Genomic DNA, 13996 nt, shown 5'->3' with positions numbered 1-13996 from the left:
CATTCAATCCCCCGCTGCCATAGAGAAATTGAATCAGCCATGAGCCGTCAAATCAACAAGAGTTTTTCAACAAAATACGCCCGCTACCGCCGATCCAACAGCACCCGCACATCCGCCGCTGTCCTCTCTGTGCGGCGATCAATATCTTCCAGCCGATCACCCACACGGGCCAGCGCGCCAGTAGCGCGGCGCGCCTCCTGCAAAACATCATCGAGCCTCGGCGGATTCGCATCCACCGTTCCAACGTCTTCTGGTAACTTTCGAACGCCCTTGCGTACCGCTGCAATGGCACCGCCAACACCGACCAATACGCCGGCGATTCCGGCCCATGCTTCGGCATCAATGCCGTTGAGAATTTGCAACATCGGCAGCGGACCTATAGGCAGCGAGGATATCGAATAGCGCCAGCACCAGGTAGGTGCCGACACCGGTGGTGAGAGCGGCGGTTTGGCCGGACAGATACGGCACTGAAAACAACATCGCCAACCACGCAAACAACCCCGCCCCAAAAACAGCGCCGATGCAGCGCAGCAAAGGGGATCGTTGCCAGTTGCCATTGATCCACAGCCCCGCCATGCGCATCGAGCCGATGATCGTCAGAGGCACAGCCATTGTGGCCTCTTCCGCGCCCAAGACGCGAAACGCCATGAACGCGGATGATGTCGCCAGCGTGTCACCAGGCAGCGCCAGAGTGATCGCGAAAATCAGGATCACGGCGCTGGTCAACCATTCCAACGCCCTGCCCTGTTGCAGCAGCGTGTCTGAAACCTTCACTGCACCGCCCCGATCAATTCCGCGCGCCGGTCCCGGCTGGCATAGGTGTGAACATCGCACAGGTACGCATCATGCGTGTACGCATACCCCTCGGCCGTCACGCCGACCGCGATATTGCCGTCGCTATCATAGGCGATGGGCGTGATGCCGTGTGGCCCTTCGCGAGACGCGCTGTCACTAACTGGCACTTCAAATCGACGGGCATAAACACCGCCAGATCGCAGCGGTGAAAACGACACATTCCCATCGTCGTCATGGAACGGGAAAAGGTAGTCAGATGGGCCCTCGCGATCAAAATATTGCCACAGGTCAACCAGCTTTGTGACGCCAAAGCCATCGCGCAAAATTGCAGTCGATACCGCGCCACTCTGGTCATAAAATGGCAACCAAATACCGTGCCCAAAACTGTCGCGCTGACCCATCGGCGCTGCAAGCTCGGCAACGGCACGATCTGTTTCGCGTCGCGCAACGGCCTCAGCAGCCACCGCCGCCGCCGCCTCGGCATCACCAGTCGCGCGCGCCGCGATCTCTGTCTCAAGAGATGTTTTGTCTGCCTTTGACGATGCAAATGTGTCGCCGGTGCGCGACCACCGCGACCACGCGTCAATCCACGAATAACCTCCCCCGTTAGGGACGACCGGCCCGTCGTAGCCCGTGGCCGTGGCATCAAGGTGCGTGCCCGTGTCACTGTCCAGGACTTCGGCACCCTCTCTATCGACACTGCCTGAGATAGCAAACAGATCCGTCCACAGCGCCGTAGTGCGCGCTTTGGCTTGGGCATTATCCCGCGCGGTCTCTGCCGCCGCCTGAGCCGCTTCCGCTTCGGTCTTGGCCGTTTCTGCCGCCGTCTGTGCGGTTTCTGCCGCCTCTTTCTGCGCGGTCGCATCCTGCCATTGCGCGACCCATTCCTCGCGCGAAAGCGGGGTTCGCCCCGCGTCCGTTTCGACCGCCGAATAGACCTCGTAAGCGTCCAGGCCCACCCGACCGCCGCCGAACTGTATAATCTCATTGTTCATCAGGTGATTTCCCTTCTGACTTCAATTAAAATGGTTTCGCTCTGCACGACCTCGGCTCCGAGCGAAGATTGGATATCCATACGCAACAGGCTGGTCGGCCATGTTTCGGTGGTGGCCGCGTCGGCTTCGATTTCGACCCAACCGAACTCCTCATTCACAACGCGGGTGGTCAGGTCGGAAATCTCGCGGCCCCGGCGCGAAACAGTGCTGGCAATCGTGTAGTCGCGGACATTGAAGCCGAGCTTCATCAGCGTGCGGAACGTGGCCCCGCGCTTAAGCGTGAGTGTTACCATGTGGATTTTCCTCAGACTTGTGCGCCGCCGAAGGCTGCTAAACGCTTGTGTGCGGCCTGTTCGTGTTCAAGATCCCCTGTGGGCGCGGTCACGACGGCACCGCGCCATAGGCCAGAACCGCCGCGACCTCTGACGTCGCCGTGTATCTGCTATGGTCCTATCGCAATTCGACCCAGTTCGTGTCTGCCGGGAACGTCTCGTTGACCGTGATCGCGAAATTGTATTCCGTGGACGCCGACAGCCCGCTGGCGTTGAGCAAATAGGTCCAGCCGGTCGACGTTGACCCGCCATCGGTCGAGGTTCGATATTGGATTGACGCCCTGTGCGTCCCCGCGCCAGCAGTTGCGGACCCGCGCACATGGAACGTGCCGAACATCCCGGCGAACTCGTAATCAGTTGAAACTGTGCCGCCAATGTCCAAGACGCTCGGCTGCAAGGCGCTGTCTGCTTTCTCGCCTTGCGCGGCGGTGGCCGCGCCGATCTGGGCCGGGGTGACGGAATGCGGATTATCGATGCGGGCCTTGTGCGCCTCGATATTGTCGTGGTTGACCTCAAGCGCGGCGTTGATCTGCGCCTCAACACCTTTAGTGTTCGTGCTTTTGGGATCGGTCCCCGTGGTAGGGATCGTGACTGTCGGTGGTGGCATTTTTTTGTGCCTTCTTAGGTGATTATTTCGGTGAAAGGTCCGGAAGGCGTTGCCACCGGCTCGCCGATTCCGTCGACCGGAACGAGCCAGAAATCGTATGTGCCGGCAGTTATCCCCCTGGCAGTGACTTCATATTCACTTTAGCTTTCGATGGCCTCGACGGACCCAATGGCAGAAGCGGCCCCGAACCCGGCACCCTCGGCAGCCTGATAGATCCGCACGCCCGCAATCGCGCGCGTGTAGGGCGCGACCCCGGCAAATGTGATCTCGCCACTGGCGGGCGTGCCCGTGATGTCGAACAGCACCCCAACCTCATCAGTTGCGACCCAACTGTAGTAGGTGGACCGCTCTTCAACCGCACTCAGAGCCACGCGCATCGCGCATTTTCCCGGCTCTTTCAGCATCAGCGCCGAATCGGCTTCGGTCACGCGGCAAACCCCATCCATCTGTTCCAAGCCCAGAAAATCGCTGGTGAATACCGCGCCGGGGCACAGATCGAACGCCGAAGGCAGGCCGACAAAATCCAATCGCCGCTGACCCTCCAGCCGTCGCGCTTCAATTTTCTGAATGCGCCGCGCTTGCCCGCGACTGCGCACCAAACCCAACGCGGAATCGCGGGTATTTTCCTCATCCACCTGCACCGGGCCACCTGCGATCGTGATCGCAGGCAGCTCAGCGCATTTGTCGCCACGGTGGTGCCGTGACCAAAGAAAGACACATCGGCCACATCCGCCCCGACCCGTTCGATCCCCTCGGCAAAGGCCTGCGCGATGCCGCGCGACGGATCATCCGGGGTTGAACTGACCTTCCAGATGGACAGGTCACCCCTGTCATCGTCGATCAGGCACACATCCGTGAACGTTCCACCGGAATCGACCCCAATTCGCCACGCCATCGCACCACATCCCCTAAGTGTTTGCCTATGGGACCGGCATCACAAATCAGGTCGTAGCTGTCAAATTTAATCCTATAAATGGCATGTGTTTTACATTTAATTCCGATAATAGGAAATTTAACCACGTTCCTCCCCACAAGAGACGCGCGCAAACAGCAAAAAAACGCGCCAGACAACCGTCGTGGCGCGTTTCAAACTGTGTCATGTCGCGTTGGGTGTTAACGTCTCAGATGCGCAGCAAGGGCTGCAACAGGCGCGGGATCAGGCTGTTGAATCGCAGCGGCGCATCGGTTGCCGCCAGACAGATACAGGGCGCACCCAGCTCTGCGACGGGCGTATGTTCCACCGTGTCATCCGCCACTTCCAGATCGCCAACGCCGAAACGCCCGGTCTCGTCGCGGAACGCGCCCTGCAACACCAGCGTCAATTCTATACCGTTGTGGCCATGATCGGGCACAGCGCGGCCGGGGGCGATGTACAGCAACCGTACGCTGCCCGCCGCATCGGCATGCAAAAGCGTTTGCCGCACCCCGCCGCCAACCGATTTCCAGCGTGGCGGCTGGCCTTTCAACGCCTGCATGACCGGGCCGGGAAACACACCCGACCGCCCATAGGTCACCTCGGGCTCTTGCTTTGGGGTATCGTCCAGCTGCGCAAACAACGCGTCTTTCATCCTGGCCGACACCGCCTGTTCGGGGTGCTGTTCCAGCAGCGCCCCGCCGACGGCCTCATGCGCACCCAAAGCGGAACGACAGTCGTCACACATGGAAACATGCGCAGCAACCAACAGGGCAAAGGAATGCTCAAGCGTTCCCGCCGCATAGGCCATCAACATCGGCTCGGGGATATGGTGATGTATCTGCGACATCTATCGCAATCCTTTTAAATCATGGCGCAACCGTTCAAGACCCAGCCGGATGCGGGATTTGACGGTTCCCAGCGCAAGGCCGGTCTGGTCGCTGATTTCCTTGTGGGTCAGATCACCCAGATAGGCCTTTTGGATCAGGTCGCGCTGGGCGGGCTTCAGCCGGTCAAGGGCCTGCTTCAGCTGCCCTGCCTCCTGCTCCATCGCCACGATCTGGCCTGCGTCGTCTTCGACCTCGTCCGCGATCTTGATCTCTTCGGGCACGGGGCGGTTTTCCTTGCGCACCAGATCAATGCGCCGGTTGCGGGCGATCTGAAAAATCCAGGCCGACACCTGGGCGCGATGCGGATCGAACTGCTCCGCCTTGCGCCAAACAGTCAGCAAGACCTCCTGCGCGACATCCTCGGCGGCGCCGCTGCCCAGACCGGACCGCATGGCGACCCCTTTCAGACGCGGCGCAAAATAGTCGAACAACTGCCCAAAGGCCGCCCTGTCGCGCTGGTCGCGCACGGCCAACATCAACACAGTCAGATCAGAGAATGACGGCTCTGGCGGTTTCGGCACGCGGGTCTGTTCCCTGTTTGCACCGATTTGCAAGCCTTGCGCAGGCGGGCAAAGACGTCGGTTTGGTAAAAGCGTGGACGTTGCTGTGTCATTCATAGCCTGATTACGTGCCACAAGAAAAGTTGGATCATTTTTGATCTGAAAGTTTTTTCATGCCGTATCGTAATCAAAGAAACAGGAGCGCCCATGTCATTTGATGCCCACCCCATTTGCCCGCAGCGCATCGCCGTGATCGGCGGCGGAATTTCCGGTCTTGCTGCGGCCTATCGTTTGGCGCCCCACCACACCGTCACATTGTACGAAGCCGCGTCGGCCCTTGGTGGGCATGCCCGCACCGTTATGGCGGGCCGCAACGGCGATCAGCCGGTCGATACCGGGTTCATTGTATTCAACTATGCCAATTATCCCCACCTGACGCGGATGTTCATGGAGCTCGATGTGCCGGTCAAGCCAAGCGATATGAGCTTTGGCGCCAGCGTCGACAATGGCCACGTCGAATATGCGCTGCGCAATTTGGCGGGTCTGCTGGGCCAGAAACGCAATCTGATGCGGCCCGGGTTCCTGCGCATGGTGCGCGACATCGCGAAATTCAACGCCAAGGCCGAGGCCGCCGCAGCGGACGACGCCATGACGGTGGCGGACCTGATTGATGATCTGCAACTGGGATCGTGGTTCAGACGGTATTATCTGCTGCCGATCTGCGGTGCCATCTGGTCGACCCCACCCGAGGAAATTGCCGGTTTTCCGGCGCGCACGCTGGTACAGTTCTTTCGAAATCATGCCCTGCTCAGCGCCGGCGGCCAGCACCAATGGTGGACGGTTGATGGCGGCAGTATTGAGTACGTGCGCCGGTTGGAACATCATCTGCGCGGGCGCGGCGTGGCCATTCGGACCGCAACGCCTGTGGCTTCGGTTACGCGCGACGGTTCAAAGAATGTGGTCCATGTCGCCGGACGGCCATCCGAAACCTTTGATCAGGTGATCCTTGCCTGCCATTCCGATCAGGCGCTTCGGCTGCTGGCACAGCCCACCACACAGGAAACCGCAATCCTGTCGGCTATCCGGTATCAGGACAATCATGCGGTGTTGCATTGCGATCCGCGCCTGATGCCTCAGCGCCGGGCGTGTTGGTCCAGCTGGGTCTACAATGCCGACAGCACGCAAAAGACCACGGCCATGGGCGTGACTTATTGGATGAACCGGTTGCAGGGCATTCCCGACGACGACCCGATGTTCGTGACCCTGAACCCGGTGCGCGCCGTGGCTGAGGACAAGATTTACGACAGCACGGTTTTCCGCCATCCGGTGTTTGACCGCGCCGCGATCCGGGCGCAATCGGCGCTGCGCGATTTGCAGGGCAGCAACAACACATGGTTTGCCGGCGCCTATACCCGGCATGGATTTCACGAAGACGGATTTGCCAGCGCGGTCCGAATTGCCCGCCTGATGGACCGGCAGATCGCATGACCCACGCGCCAGAGCATATTGCCGCCACAACCAGCCACGCCCGGCGCGGCGGGACCGGACATGCGTTTCGCTATGGCGTCGACTACGTGCTGATTGACCCGTTGGCGCGCACAGGCCCCGCCCTGTTTTCGCGCAACCGCTTCAACCTGACCTCGGTACATGACCGCAACCACGGCGGCGCGCCCGGTCAGGGCACCGGCGTCACCTGGGCCCAAGCGATATTCACAGAGCGCGGCCTGCGCGACATCGACATATTTCTCCTGACCCAGCCCCGGGTTCTTGGCTATGTGTTCAACCCCGTCAGCTTCTGGCTGGCGATGAAGGGGGACCAGCTGTGCGCCGTGATTGCCGAGGTGAACAACACCTATGGCGACCGGCACAGCTATTTTTGCGCCAACCCGGATCTGTCGCCGATTGGTCCCAATGACCGGATCACAATCAACAAACAGATGCATGTGTCCCCGTTCCAGAAGGTTGCCGGCGATTATGCGTTTCATTTTCAGATCCTCCCGGAGCGTATCGCGATCCGCATTGATTTTCGCAATGGTGAGGGTGGTCTGGTCGCCACGTTGACCGGGCCACGCGCTCCGTTGACCAATGTTTCGATCCTGACCGCCCTGATCCGCCGCCCCATCGGGGCGCTGCGCACGATTGCATTGATCTATTGGCAGGCCCTGCGCCTGAAACTGAAAGGTGCGGGTTTCCGCGCCCGTCCCACGCCCCCCAAACACGAGGTAAGCTGATGCTGTTTCTGACCAAAAAAGTGAAACGCGATTTTCTGGACAGTTGCCAGGGCATCCACTCTGGCAGTCTTCGGTTGCGGACACCAGAAGGCGAGATTTATGATTTTGGCAACGGCGGCGTCCAGGCGGAATTGCAATTGCATGACTGGTCGGTGGTGACGGCCGTGGCCACACGCGGCGATGTCGGTCTGGGGGAAACCTATGTCGCGGGCCTGTGGGACAGCCCGTCGATTGTCGATCTCAGCACCGTGGCGCTGCACAATTTCGACCATCTCGACACTTATGTGTATGGAAATTTCTGGAACCGGCTGAAAATGCGTCTGGTCGATCAGGTGCTGCGCGCCAATTCACGGCAAGGATCGTCGCGCAACATTCGCGCCCATTACGATGTTGGCAATGAATTCTACCAACTGTGGCTCGACCCCAGCATGACCTATTCCTCGGCGTTGTTTCAGGCGGACGACGACGATCTGTTGCGCGGTCAAAACCGCAAATACGACCGCATTCTGGATCGGTTGACTGCGGGTGAACGGGTGATGGAAATCGGCTGTGGCTGGGGCGGTTTTGCGGAACGCGCCGCTGATGCGGGGCGCCATGTGACCGGGCTGACGATTTCGCCCAGTCAGAAAGGCTATGCAGATGCCCGGCTCGACGGGCGCGGCGAGATCCGGTTGCAGGACTATCGCGACTGCGACGGCACATTCGACAATATCGTGTCCATCGAAATGGTCGAAGCCGTCGGACAGCGGTACTGGCCGACCTATTTTGCCACGCTCAAGAACCGGCTGGCCGAGGGCGGTCGCGCCGTTGTCCAGGCGATCACGGTACAGGACGCCAATTTCGAAACCTACCGCACCAGTTCGGATTTCATCCGCCAGCATACCTTCCCCGGTGGATTGCTGTTGTCGGATGCCATGATTGCCGATCAGGCCCGCAAGGCCGGTCTGGTGGTGCGCGACAATTTTGCCTTTGGTCAGGATTATGCCCGCACCTGTGCGATCTGGTCGGAACAATTACAGGCGCAAGAGGCACGTATCCGCAAGCTGGGGCATGGCGATGCCTTTCTGCGCACCTGGCGCTATTACCTCGACATTTGTACCGCCACCTTTGCCACGGGGCGCACGGATGTTGTGCAGGTCGAATTGGCCCACGCATGACCAGCCTTGCGGGCAAGACCTATTGGATCATTGGCGCGAGCGAGGGGTTGGGGCGCGCTCTGGCGGAGGCGCTGGACCGGGCCGAGGTTCGGGTGGTCCTGTCTGCGCGCAATGGCGACCGGTTGGCGACGCTTGCCGCCGGCCTGCGCCACGCCATCCCGCAAGAATTGGACGTGACAGATCCCGACGCCGTTGCCGCGGCGGTGGCCAAGGTCGGCCCAATCGACGGTGTGATTTACTGCGCCGGGCAATACACCCCGCTACAGGCCCGGAACTGGGATGCGGCGGCAGTCGCGGCAATGTGCGAGGTCAATTTCATGGGGGCGGTGCGCGTGTTGGGGCATATTGCGCCCCAGTTTGCCCAAGCCAACCGGGGCCATATCGTGCTGATTGGATCGCTGGCCGGTTTTCGCGGCCTGCCCGGTGCAATTGGCTATGGTGCCAGCAAAGCCGCGTTGATGCATCTGGGCGAAAACATCTACGCCGATCTGCGCGACACCGAGGTCAAGGTCCAGGTGGTCAATCCGGGGTTCATCAAAACCCGCCTGAGTGACAAGAACGATTTCGAAATGCCCTTTATCCAAACGCCCGAGGTCGCAGCCGAACAGGTTCTGGCAGCGATGCGTGGCAGGCGGTTTTCAACCAGCTTTCCGGCGCCGTTTTCCTGGCTTTTCCGCTTTGGTCGCCTGTTGCCGCCTGCCCTGTTCTATCGCATTTTTCGCTGAACACGCCCGTCACCACGGCACCGGTTGGCCCGCCCAGTCAAGAAACTGACCTGTCTGCGCCACGCCCAAGGCGTCGGTGACGTTGATCAAGCGCGCGGCCGCCTGGGCCGGTGTCACGCAATCATGATTGCGGTAGTTGCGGGTGAACGCGGTGGCAACCGTGCCCGGATGCAAGGCGACGCAAATCGCCTGCCGATGGCTTCGCGCCACTTCGATGGCGGCGGTGTGGATCAATTGGTTCAACGCGGCCTTGGACGCGCGATAGGAATACCAGCCGCCAAGCCGGTTGTCGCCAATCGACCCGACCCGCGCCGACAGCGCCGCAAAGACCGCCCGCCGATCGCGCGGCATCAGGCGCAGCGCATATTTCAGCACCAGCAGCGGGCCGGTGGCGTTCAGTGCAAATTGTGCCGCGATTGCCCCCGGATCAAGCGATTTCAACGTCTTTTCCGGCCCTTGTGTATCGCCGGACAAGGCCCCCGTTGCCACGATGATCCTGTCGTAACTGCCATGCAATTGGCCCATCACCTGCATGACACTTTCTGCATCGGTAAGGTCCAGCCCATCGGCGCTGCGCGACAATGATGTGACGTCTTCACCACGCGTTTGCAGATGGGTCACCAATGCCCCGCCGATGCCGCCGGATGCCCCGACAATCAATGTTCTGGTCATCGCGGGGACCTCAGTTCAAGGCCAGAATGGCGCCGTTCAAGGCCGTCGCAAAACCGACCCAAATCGCATAGGGCGCAAACAACAGGGCAGACAGCCGGTCCCGCCGCCATGACATCAGGAGAAAGGCCAGGATGGTCACCAGAAGAAACAGGATGATCCCAAGCGCCAGATCAATCCGTTGCATCGCAAAGAAAACCGGCGACCAGAGGAAGTTTGCCAGCATTTGCACGAACCACAGCTTCATCGCCGCCCCCGCCCGGTCGCGTCGCCATGTCCGCCAACCAGCTACCGCTATGGCCACATAGAGCCCGGTCCAGACTGGCCCGAAAACCCAGTTTGGCGGGTTGAACGACGGTTTGATCAGGCCCTCATACCACTCTCCCGGCAGGGTCGCGATGCCAATGGCCGACCCGCCACCGACAACCAGCAACAGGAACAGCACAAGCAGGCCAATGGCCCGCAGTTTGGTCCGTCCATCGGGCGTTTGCGCGCCGACGTTCCGGTCAGATTTGGTCTGGACGTCAACTGGTTTGGCAACTTCTGGGGCCATGGTGTGATACACTTTCATCGAAACTGGGGGCTATTGTGAGCGCGTCCCGGACCATGGGGTTTTCCGCGACACGGGGCGCAGTCACAGGGCACGGCTCACAGGAACCGGAAAACTCTAGGTTATGGCCCGCGTCAGCGTCACCCCGGCCCAGGCCGAAAACCCGGTCAGCACCGCGCCCCAGGTCACATCAGCAACAACCATTTTCACCGACCAATCGCGCAAGGTCGCGTAGTTGGTGAATTCATAGGTGCCATAGGCCATCGCCCCCAGCACCGCGCCACCGACCAACGCATGGATGTGCACCCCATTGCGCAGCGCAGGCCATGATACGAACCACAACACACCCGCGACATAAAACAGATAAAACACAATTGCCGGACGCAGCCGGATGTCATCCAAAAGCCAATCCCCGATATGCTGTTCAAACAGCGGCTTCATGACGGTTTTCAGCATCACCGCATCAAGCAACAGAAACACTGTGGCTGTGCTGAGGTAGAGGAGGACAAGCTGCATCTCGATAGGCTCCGATCTGTGTTGACCTTAATACGGTGCGGGATCGGGTATAGATCAAATATTCCGTTGGTTATCATTCATGAACGCCAACCGGGGGCCGGATCAATACGGCCACCACAATTGATGTTAACCGGTGTGGCAACAACCAGCGTGCAAGAAAAATTCACTTTATATCAATGATATAAAGCGCGCCCGGAATTACGAAAACCGGGCGCGGGTCGCCGGGCAAACCCGGCTTTTTCTGGATCTCTGCGCAATCCGCGTGGCATGATAGCGGTTGCCATCAGGCCGACACAGGTTTGTTTCAGAAACCTTCGAGGGTGATTTTACCTTTGGCCTTGCCGCTTTCGATCAATGCATGCGCCCGCTTCAGGTTTTCGGCGTTGATCGTGCCAAAGCTTTCGGTTGCGGTCGAACGCACCTTCCCGGCATCAATCAAACCCGCCACGGTTTCCAGGATCTCGCCCTGACGTGCGATGTCGTCGGTGGTGAACAACGACCGGGTGAACATCAGCTCCCAATGGATCGACACAGCCTTGCCTTTGAACGGCATGATGTCAAAGCTTTGGGGATCATCAATCAGCCCGAACCGGCCCTGCGGCGCGATGAATTCGGCGATTTGCGGCACATAAGTGTCGGAAAAATTGGTCGAAAACACAAACGCCGGTGCGCCGATACCCAGCGCGGCGATCTGCTCTGGCAGGGGTTTGGAATGGTCGACAACGTGATGTGCGCCCAGCTCCTTGACCCAGGCTTGGGTTTCCGGGCGGGATGCGGTGGCGATGATCGTCAGGTCCGTCTGCTGCCGCAACAGTTGAATCGCAATCGAGCCAACGCCGCCCGCGCCGCCGATGATGACAATGGCATTGGCCGCGCCCGGCACCGGATCGGTGACTTTCAGGCGGTCAAAAATCATCTCTTGCGCGGTCAATGTCGTCAACGGCAAGGCCGCCGCCGCCGATGTGTCAATGGATTTCGGCGCATGGGCGGCGATGCGGGCGTCCACCAGATGATATTCGGAATTGGTGCCCGGACGGTTGATCGCGCCCGCGTACCAGACCTTGTCACCAATCTGGAACTGCGTGACCTCGTCGCCGATTTCGACAACCTCGCCCACCGCATCCCAGCCAAGGATCGCCGGTGCGTCCCCCTCGGCGGGGCGGTTCAGGCGCACTTTGGTGTCGACAGGATTGACCGACACGGCCGCAACCCTGACCAGAATGTCGTGACCTGCCGCGGTGGGTTTTTCAACCTCAAGGTCGATCAGGGCATCCGCGCGATCAATGGCGCCGTTTGTGGTATAGCCGATGGCTTTCATTTCAAGTCTCCAATTTTGGGGGGCTATGCGGCGCCGTCACGGCTGCCGCGAAATAGGTGAAAATGCACGAGGGGCGCTGTTACGATGACATGCGCATGGGGAACGTGGTCTTTACTTGCGCAAGACCCGCCGCAACCAACCAGCCAGATCAACAGCCGCTGCCGCCGAACCGCTGTTGCGGATACCGGTCAGATCATGCGGCGACAGCGCCGTCACGGGGCGTTTTGTGCCCTGCGATTGGGCCGCCGCGTTGATGGGATGCAGCGCTTTGATCTTTTTCATGGCTTTGTCTCCTGTGGTTCGTGGTCTTGGGAGGTCAAATGCGTCAGCGTCGCTCAGGCGATCTGCGACATTTCATTGACGGAAAAATCGGCAATGGCGCCGTCTGTCGCGGCCATAAAATCCGCCAGATGCGGGGCGGTCTTATGCGCCTGCCATACCTCGCGGCTCTCCCAAACCTCAAAAACCATGAAATACGAAGGGTCTGCGTGATCCTGATACAGATCGTAGGTGATGCAGCCCTGTTCAGTGCGGGTGATCGGGATCAGCGTCAGCAGTTCGTCTTTCACCAGCTCGGCCTTATCGGCCTTGGCACGGATATGGGCGACAAGTGAAAGATTGGGCATTTCGGTGATCCTTTGAATTTCCGTTGTGTTGATGCGCATATACGGCGCGGGTAAATTCGGATAAACGGGCAAAATTCGAAATGATAATTCGGAAATCCGGTATAATGCTGATCAACAATATCCGCCTGTTCCTGACCATCTCTGAGAAAGGCAGCCTTGTGGCCGCCGCGCGCGAGGCCGGGCTTTCGGCCACCACGGTTTCGGAGCGATTGGCCGCGCTTGAGGCGCATTATGGCGTTGTGCTGTTCAACCGCACGACGCGATCCCTGAGCCTGACCGACGAAGGCCGCACGTTGCTAAGCGGGGCCAAGGTCGTGTTGGCAGAGCTTGAGGATCTTGAAACGCGCATCCGGCTTGGGGCGGACACCCTGTCCGGTCCGATCAGGATCAGCGCGCCCATCGACATCGGCCGCAGCATCCTGTCAAAAGTGATCTCGTCCTTCACCGCGAAACATCCGGCGATTTCAATCGAATTGTCGCTGTCCGATGGCTATGTGGATATTGTCGGTCAGGGTTTTGATCTGGCCATTCGGTTTGGCACGGTGACGGACAGCAGCCTGCGCACGCGCAGTCTTGGCCGGTTTCGTCGGATCGTTTGTGCAGCGCCGTCTTATATCGCGCAATATGGTGCGCCCCAAACCCCCGCCGACCTTGCGCATCACAATTGCATGGTCATGCGTTTTGGCACGACGCTGGACAATGTCTGGCGTTTTGGAACGGACAACAAGACCCGGCAAACCGTCACCGTGCGCGGCAACAAGATCGTCAACGACGGATCGCTTGTGCGGCAATGGGCGCTTGAGGGGCATGGCATCATTTTGAAATCGGAACTCGATGTGCAGCCAGACCTGACATCAGGTCGGCTGATCGCATTGCTTCAGGATCATTCCTGCCCGGCGAACCCGCTTCAGATGATGTTTCCGCCCGGACGCGCGCAACCAAGGCGGGTCCGGGCGCTGGCTGATGCCTTGGGCGAGGCGATGACAGCACGGGCGCAACAATAAGAGCCTGATCAACCGGGATACCGCGCCGCATTTTTGCCGAAACCGGCGGCGCGGCACACAGATCTATTCAGCCGCAACCGTTTGTCGGATGGGCGCGCCCAGACGCCCGGACAGGCGCACAAGGACAACCCCGACCGCGACAACAGCGGCGGCGATATAGGGCGCAGC

19 protein-coding genes and 1 pseudogene are annotated in these 13996 nt (G+C 59.9%); 5 read left to right on the top strand and 15 right to left on the bottom strand.

The window, feature by feature from the left end:
- Positions 1-83 precede the first annotated feature (83 nt).
- From Q4577_RS22790 to Q4577_RS22750, 9 genes and pseudogenes are all read right to left on the bottom strand, one after another.
- A complete protein-coding gene (locus tag Q4577_RS22790) occupies positions 84-365 on the bottom strand; it encodes a hypothetical protein (protein WP_303473112.1) in 282 nt (93 codons plus the stop codon).
- A complete protein-coding gene (locus tag Q4577_RS22785) occupies positions 340-774 on the bottom strand; it encodes a hypothetical protein (protein ID WP_303473110.1) in 435 nt (144 codons plus the stop codon). Before Q4577_RS22785 ends, Q4577_RS22790 begins: the two co-directional genes overlap by 26 nt.
- On the bottom strand, positions 771-1790 hold the full coding sequence (locus tag Q4577_RS22780) for a hypothetical protein (RefSeq protein WP_303473109.1): 1020 nt from the start codon (positions 1788-1790) through the stop codon (positions 771-773). The genes Q4577_RS22785 and Q4577_RS22780 overlap by 4 nt, the downstream gene beginning before the upstream one ends.
- Positions 1790-2083 carry a hypothetical protein gene (locus Q4577_RS22775; RefSeq protein WP_303473107.1) on the bottom strand — a complete coding sequence of 98 codons (294 nt, stop codon included), beginning with the start codon at positions 2081-2083 and terminating at the stop codon, positions 1790-1792. The genes Q4577_RS22780 and Q4577_RS22775 overlap by 1 nt, the downstream gene beginning before the upstream one ends.
- 157 nt (positions 2084-2240) lie before the next feature.
- The gene (locus Q4577_RS22770) at positions 2241-2729 is read right to left on the bottom strand and encodes a hypothetical protein (RefSeq protein WP_303473105.1); all 489 of its coding nucleotides are present in this window, start codon (positions 2727-2729) and stop codon (positions 2241-2243) included.
- A 140-nt stretch (positions 2730-2869) separates the two neighbouring features.
- Positions 2870-3364, bottom strand: a complete 495-nt coding sequence (locus Q4577_RS22765) for a hypothetical protein (protein WP_303473116.1) — start codon at positions 3362-3364, stop codon at positions 2870-2872.
- Positions 3365-3411: 47 nt separating this feature from the next.
- Positions 3412-3624: pseudogene (locus Q4577_RS22760) on the bottom strand (hydantoinase/oxoprolinase N-terminal domain-containing protein); the annotation flags it as partial.
- Positions 3625-3850: 226 nt separating this feature from the next.
- Positions 3851-4492: a ChrR family anti-sigma-E factor gene (locus tag Q4577_RS22755; protein ID WP_303473104.1), complete on the bottom strand. Its 642-nt coding sequence runs from the start codon at positions 4490-4492 to the stop codon at positions 3851-3853.
- Entirely contained in the window at positions 4493-5008 is a 516-nt protein-coding gene (locus Q4577_RS22750) for a sigma-70 family RNA polymerase sigma factor (RefSeq protein ID WP_303473114.1), read from the bottom strand.
- A 231-nt stretch (positions 5009-5239) separates the two neighbouring features.
- On the opposite strand from Q4577_RS22750, the gene Q4577_RS22745 reads away from it, so the two are divergent.
- The 4 genes from Q4577_RS22745 to Q4577_RS22730 are packed head-to-tail and all read left to right on the top strand — an operon-like array spanning position 5240 to position 9145.
- On the top strand, positions 5240-6520 hold the full coding sequence (locus Q4577_RS22745) for an NAD(P)/FAD-dependent oxidoreductase (RefSeq protein WP_303473102.1): 1281 nt from the start codon (positions 5240-5242) through the stop codon (positions 6518-6520).
- Positions 6517-7263, top strand: coding sequence for a DUF1365 domain-containing protein (locus tag Q4577_RS22740; RefSeq protein ID WP_303473100.1), 747 nt, complete (start codon positions 6517-6519; stop codon positions 7261-7263). The genes Q4577_RS22745 and Q4577_RS22740 overlap by 4 nt, the downstream gene beginning before the upstream one ends.
- Positions 7263-8420, top strand: a complete 1158-nt coding sequence (locus tag Q4577_RS22735) for a cyclopropane-fatty-acyl-phospholipid synthase family protein (protein ID WP_303473098.1) — start codon at positions 7263-7265, stop codon at positions 8418-8420. The genes Q4577_RS22740 and Q4577_RS22735 overlap by 1 nt, the downstream gene beginning before the upstream one ends.
- Entirely contained in the window at positions 8417-9145 is a 729-nt protein-coding gene (locus tag Q4577_RS22730; RefSeq protein WP_303473096.1) for an SDR family oxidoreductase, read from the top strand. The genes Q4577_RS22735 and Q4577_RS22730 overlap by 4 nt, the downstream gene beginning before the upstream one ends.
- 9 nt (positions 9146-9154) lie before the next feature.
- On the opposite strand, the gene Q4577_RS22725 is transcribed toward Q4577_RS22730, so the two are convergent.
- From Q4577_RS22725 to Q4577_RS22700, 6 genes are all read right to left on the bottom strand, one after another.
- On the bottom strand, positions 9155-9817 hold the full coding sequence (locus tag Q4577_RS22725; RefSeq protein ID WP_303473094.1) for an SDR family NAD(P)-dependent oxidoreductase: 663 nt from the start codon (positions 9815-9817) through the stop codon (positions 9155-9157).
- Between the two features lie 10 nt (positions 9818-9827).
- The gene (locus Q4577_RS22720) at positions 9828-10367 is read right to left on the bottom strand and encodes a TspO/MBR family protein (protein ID WP_303473092.1); all 540 of its coding nucleotides are present in this window, start codon (positions 10365-10367) and stop codon (positions 9828-9830) included.
- A gap of 114 nt (positions 10368-10481) precedes the next feature.
- The gene (locus tag Q4577_RS22715; protein ID WP_303473091.1) at positions 10482-10880 is read right to left on the bottom strand and encodes a DUF2177 family protein; all 399 of its coding nucleotides are present in this window, start codon (positions 10878-10880) and stop codon (positions 10482-10484) included.
- Positions 10881-11184: 304 nt separating this feature from the next.
- Entirely contained in the window at positions 11185-12198 is a 1014-nt protein-coding gene (locus Q4577_RS22710; protein WP_303473089.1) for a zinc-binding alcohol dehydrogenase family protein, read from the bottom strand.
- Between the two features lie 111 nt (positions 12199-12309).
- Positions 12310-12480 carry a hypothetical protein gene (locus Q4577_RS22705; RefSeq protein WP_244686845.1) on the bottom strand — a complete coding sequence of 57 codons (171 nt, stop codon included), beginning with the start codon at positions 12478-12480 and terminating at the stop codon, positions 12310-12312.
- A gap of 53 nt (positions 12481-12533) precedes the next feature.
- Positions 12534-12824: a putative quinol monooxygenase gene (locus Q4577_RS22700; RefSeq protein ID WP_303473086.1), complete on the bottom strand. Its 291-nt coding sequence runs from the start codon at positions 12822-12824 to the stop codon at positions 12534-12536.
- A 104-nt stretch (positions 12825-12928) separates the two neighbouring features.
- Between Q4577_RS22700 and Q4577_RS22695 the strand changes: the two genes are divergently transcribed.
- Positions 12929-13828, top strand: a complete 900-nt coding sequence (locus tag Q4577_RS22695; RefSeq protein ID WP_303473084.1) for a LysR family transcriptional regulator — start codon at positions 12929-12931, stop codon at positions 13826-13828.
- The last annotated feature ends 168 nt before the right edge of the window (positions 13829-13996 follow it).

This window comes from Marinovum sp. 2_MG-2023 (assembly GCF_030548265.1).
Lineage (GTDB): Bacteria > Pseudomonadota > Alphaproteobacteria > Rhodobacterales > Rhodobacteraceae > Marinovum.
The sequence above is the reverse complement of the archived record's forward strand: the minus strand, read 5'-3'. Positions and strand labels throughout refer to the sequence as shown.

Bases quoted from the DNA above. Each gene is read 5' to 3' on its own strand.
- Q4577_RS22790 (WP_303473112.1), bottom strand. From the start codon at position 365: ATGTTGCAAATTCTCAACGGCATTGATGCCGAAGCATGGGCCGGAATC.
- Q4577_RS22780 (WP_303473109.1), bottom strand. From the start codon at position 1,790: ATGAACAATGAGATTATACAGTTCGGCGGCGGTCGGGTGGGCCTGGAC.
- Q4577_RS22775 (WP_303473107.1), bottom strand. From the start codon at position 2,083: ATGGTAACACTCACGCTTAAGCGCGGGGCCACGTTCCGCACGCTGATG.
- Q4577_RS22770 (WP_303473105.1), bottom strand. From the start codon at position 2,729: ATGCCACCACCGACAGTCACGATCCCTACCACGGGGACCGATCCCAAA.
- Q4577_RS22755 (WP_303473104.1), bottom strand. From the start codon at position 4,492: ATGTCGCAGATACATCACCATATCCCCGAGCCGATGTTGATGGCCTAT.
- Q4577_RS22750 (WP_303473114.1), bottom strand. From the start codon at position 5,008: ATGTTGGCCGTGCGCGACCAGCGCGACAGGGCGGCCTTTGGGCAGTTG.
- Q4577_RS22745 (WP_303473102.1), top strand. From the start codon at position 5,240: ATGTCATTTGATGCCCACCCCATTTGCCCGCAGCGCATCGCCGTGATC.
- Q4577_RS22740 (WP_303473100.1), top strand. From the start codon at position 6,517: ATGACCCACGCGCCAGAGCATATTGCCGCCACAACCAGCCACGCCCGG.
- Q4577_RS22735 (WP_303473098.1), top strand. From the start codon at position 7,263: ATGCTGTTTCTGACCAAAAAAGTGAAACGCGATTTTCTGGACAGTTGC.
- Q4577_RS22730 (WP_303473096.1), top strand. From the start codon at position 8,417: ATGACCAGCCTTGCGGGCAAGACCTATTGGATCATTGGCGCGAGCGAG.
- Q4577_RS22725 (WP_303473094.1), bottom strand. From the start codon at position 9,817: ATGACCAGAACATTGATTGTCGGGGCATCCGGCGGCATCGGCGGGGCA.
- Q4577_RS22720 (WP_303473092.1), bottom strand. From the start codon at position 10,367: ATGGCCCCAGAAGTTGCCAAACCAGTTGACGTCCAGACCAAATCTGAC.
- Q4577_RS22715 (WP_303473091.1), bottom strand. From the start codon at position 10,880: ATGCAGCTTGTCCTCCTCTACCTCAGCACAGCCACAGTGTTTCTGTTG.
- Q4577_RS22710 (WP_303473089.1), bottom strand. From the start codon at position 12,198: ATGAAAGCCATCGGCTATACCACAAACGGCGCCATTGATCGCGCGGAT.
- Q4577_RS22705 (WP_244686845.1), bottom strand. From the start codon at position 12,480: ATGAAAAAGATCAAAGCGCTGCATCCCATCAACGCGGCGGCCCAATCG.
- Q4577_RS22700 (WP_303473086.1), bottom strand. From the start codon at position 12,824: ATGCCCAATCTTTCACTTGTCGCCCATATCCGTGCCAAGGCCGATAAG.
- Q4577_RS22695 (WP_303473084.1), top strand. From the start codon at position 12,929: ATGCTGATCAACAATATCCGCCTGTTCCTGACCATCTCTGAGAAAGGC.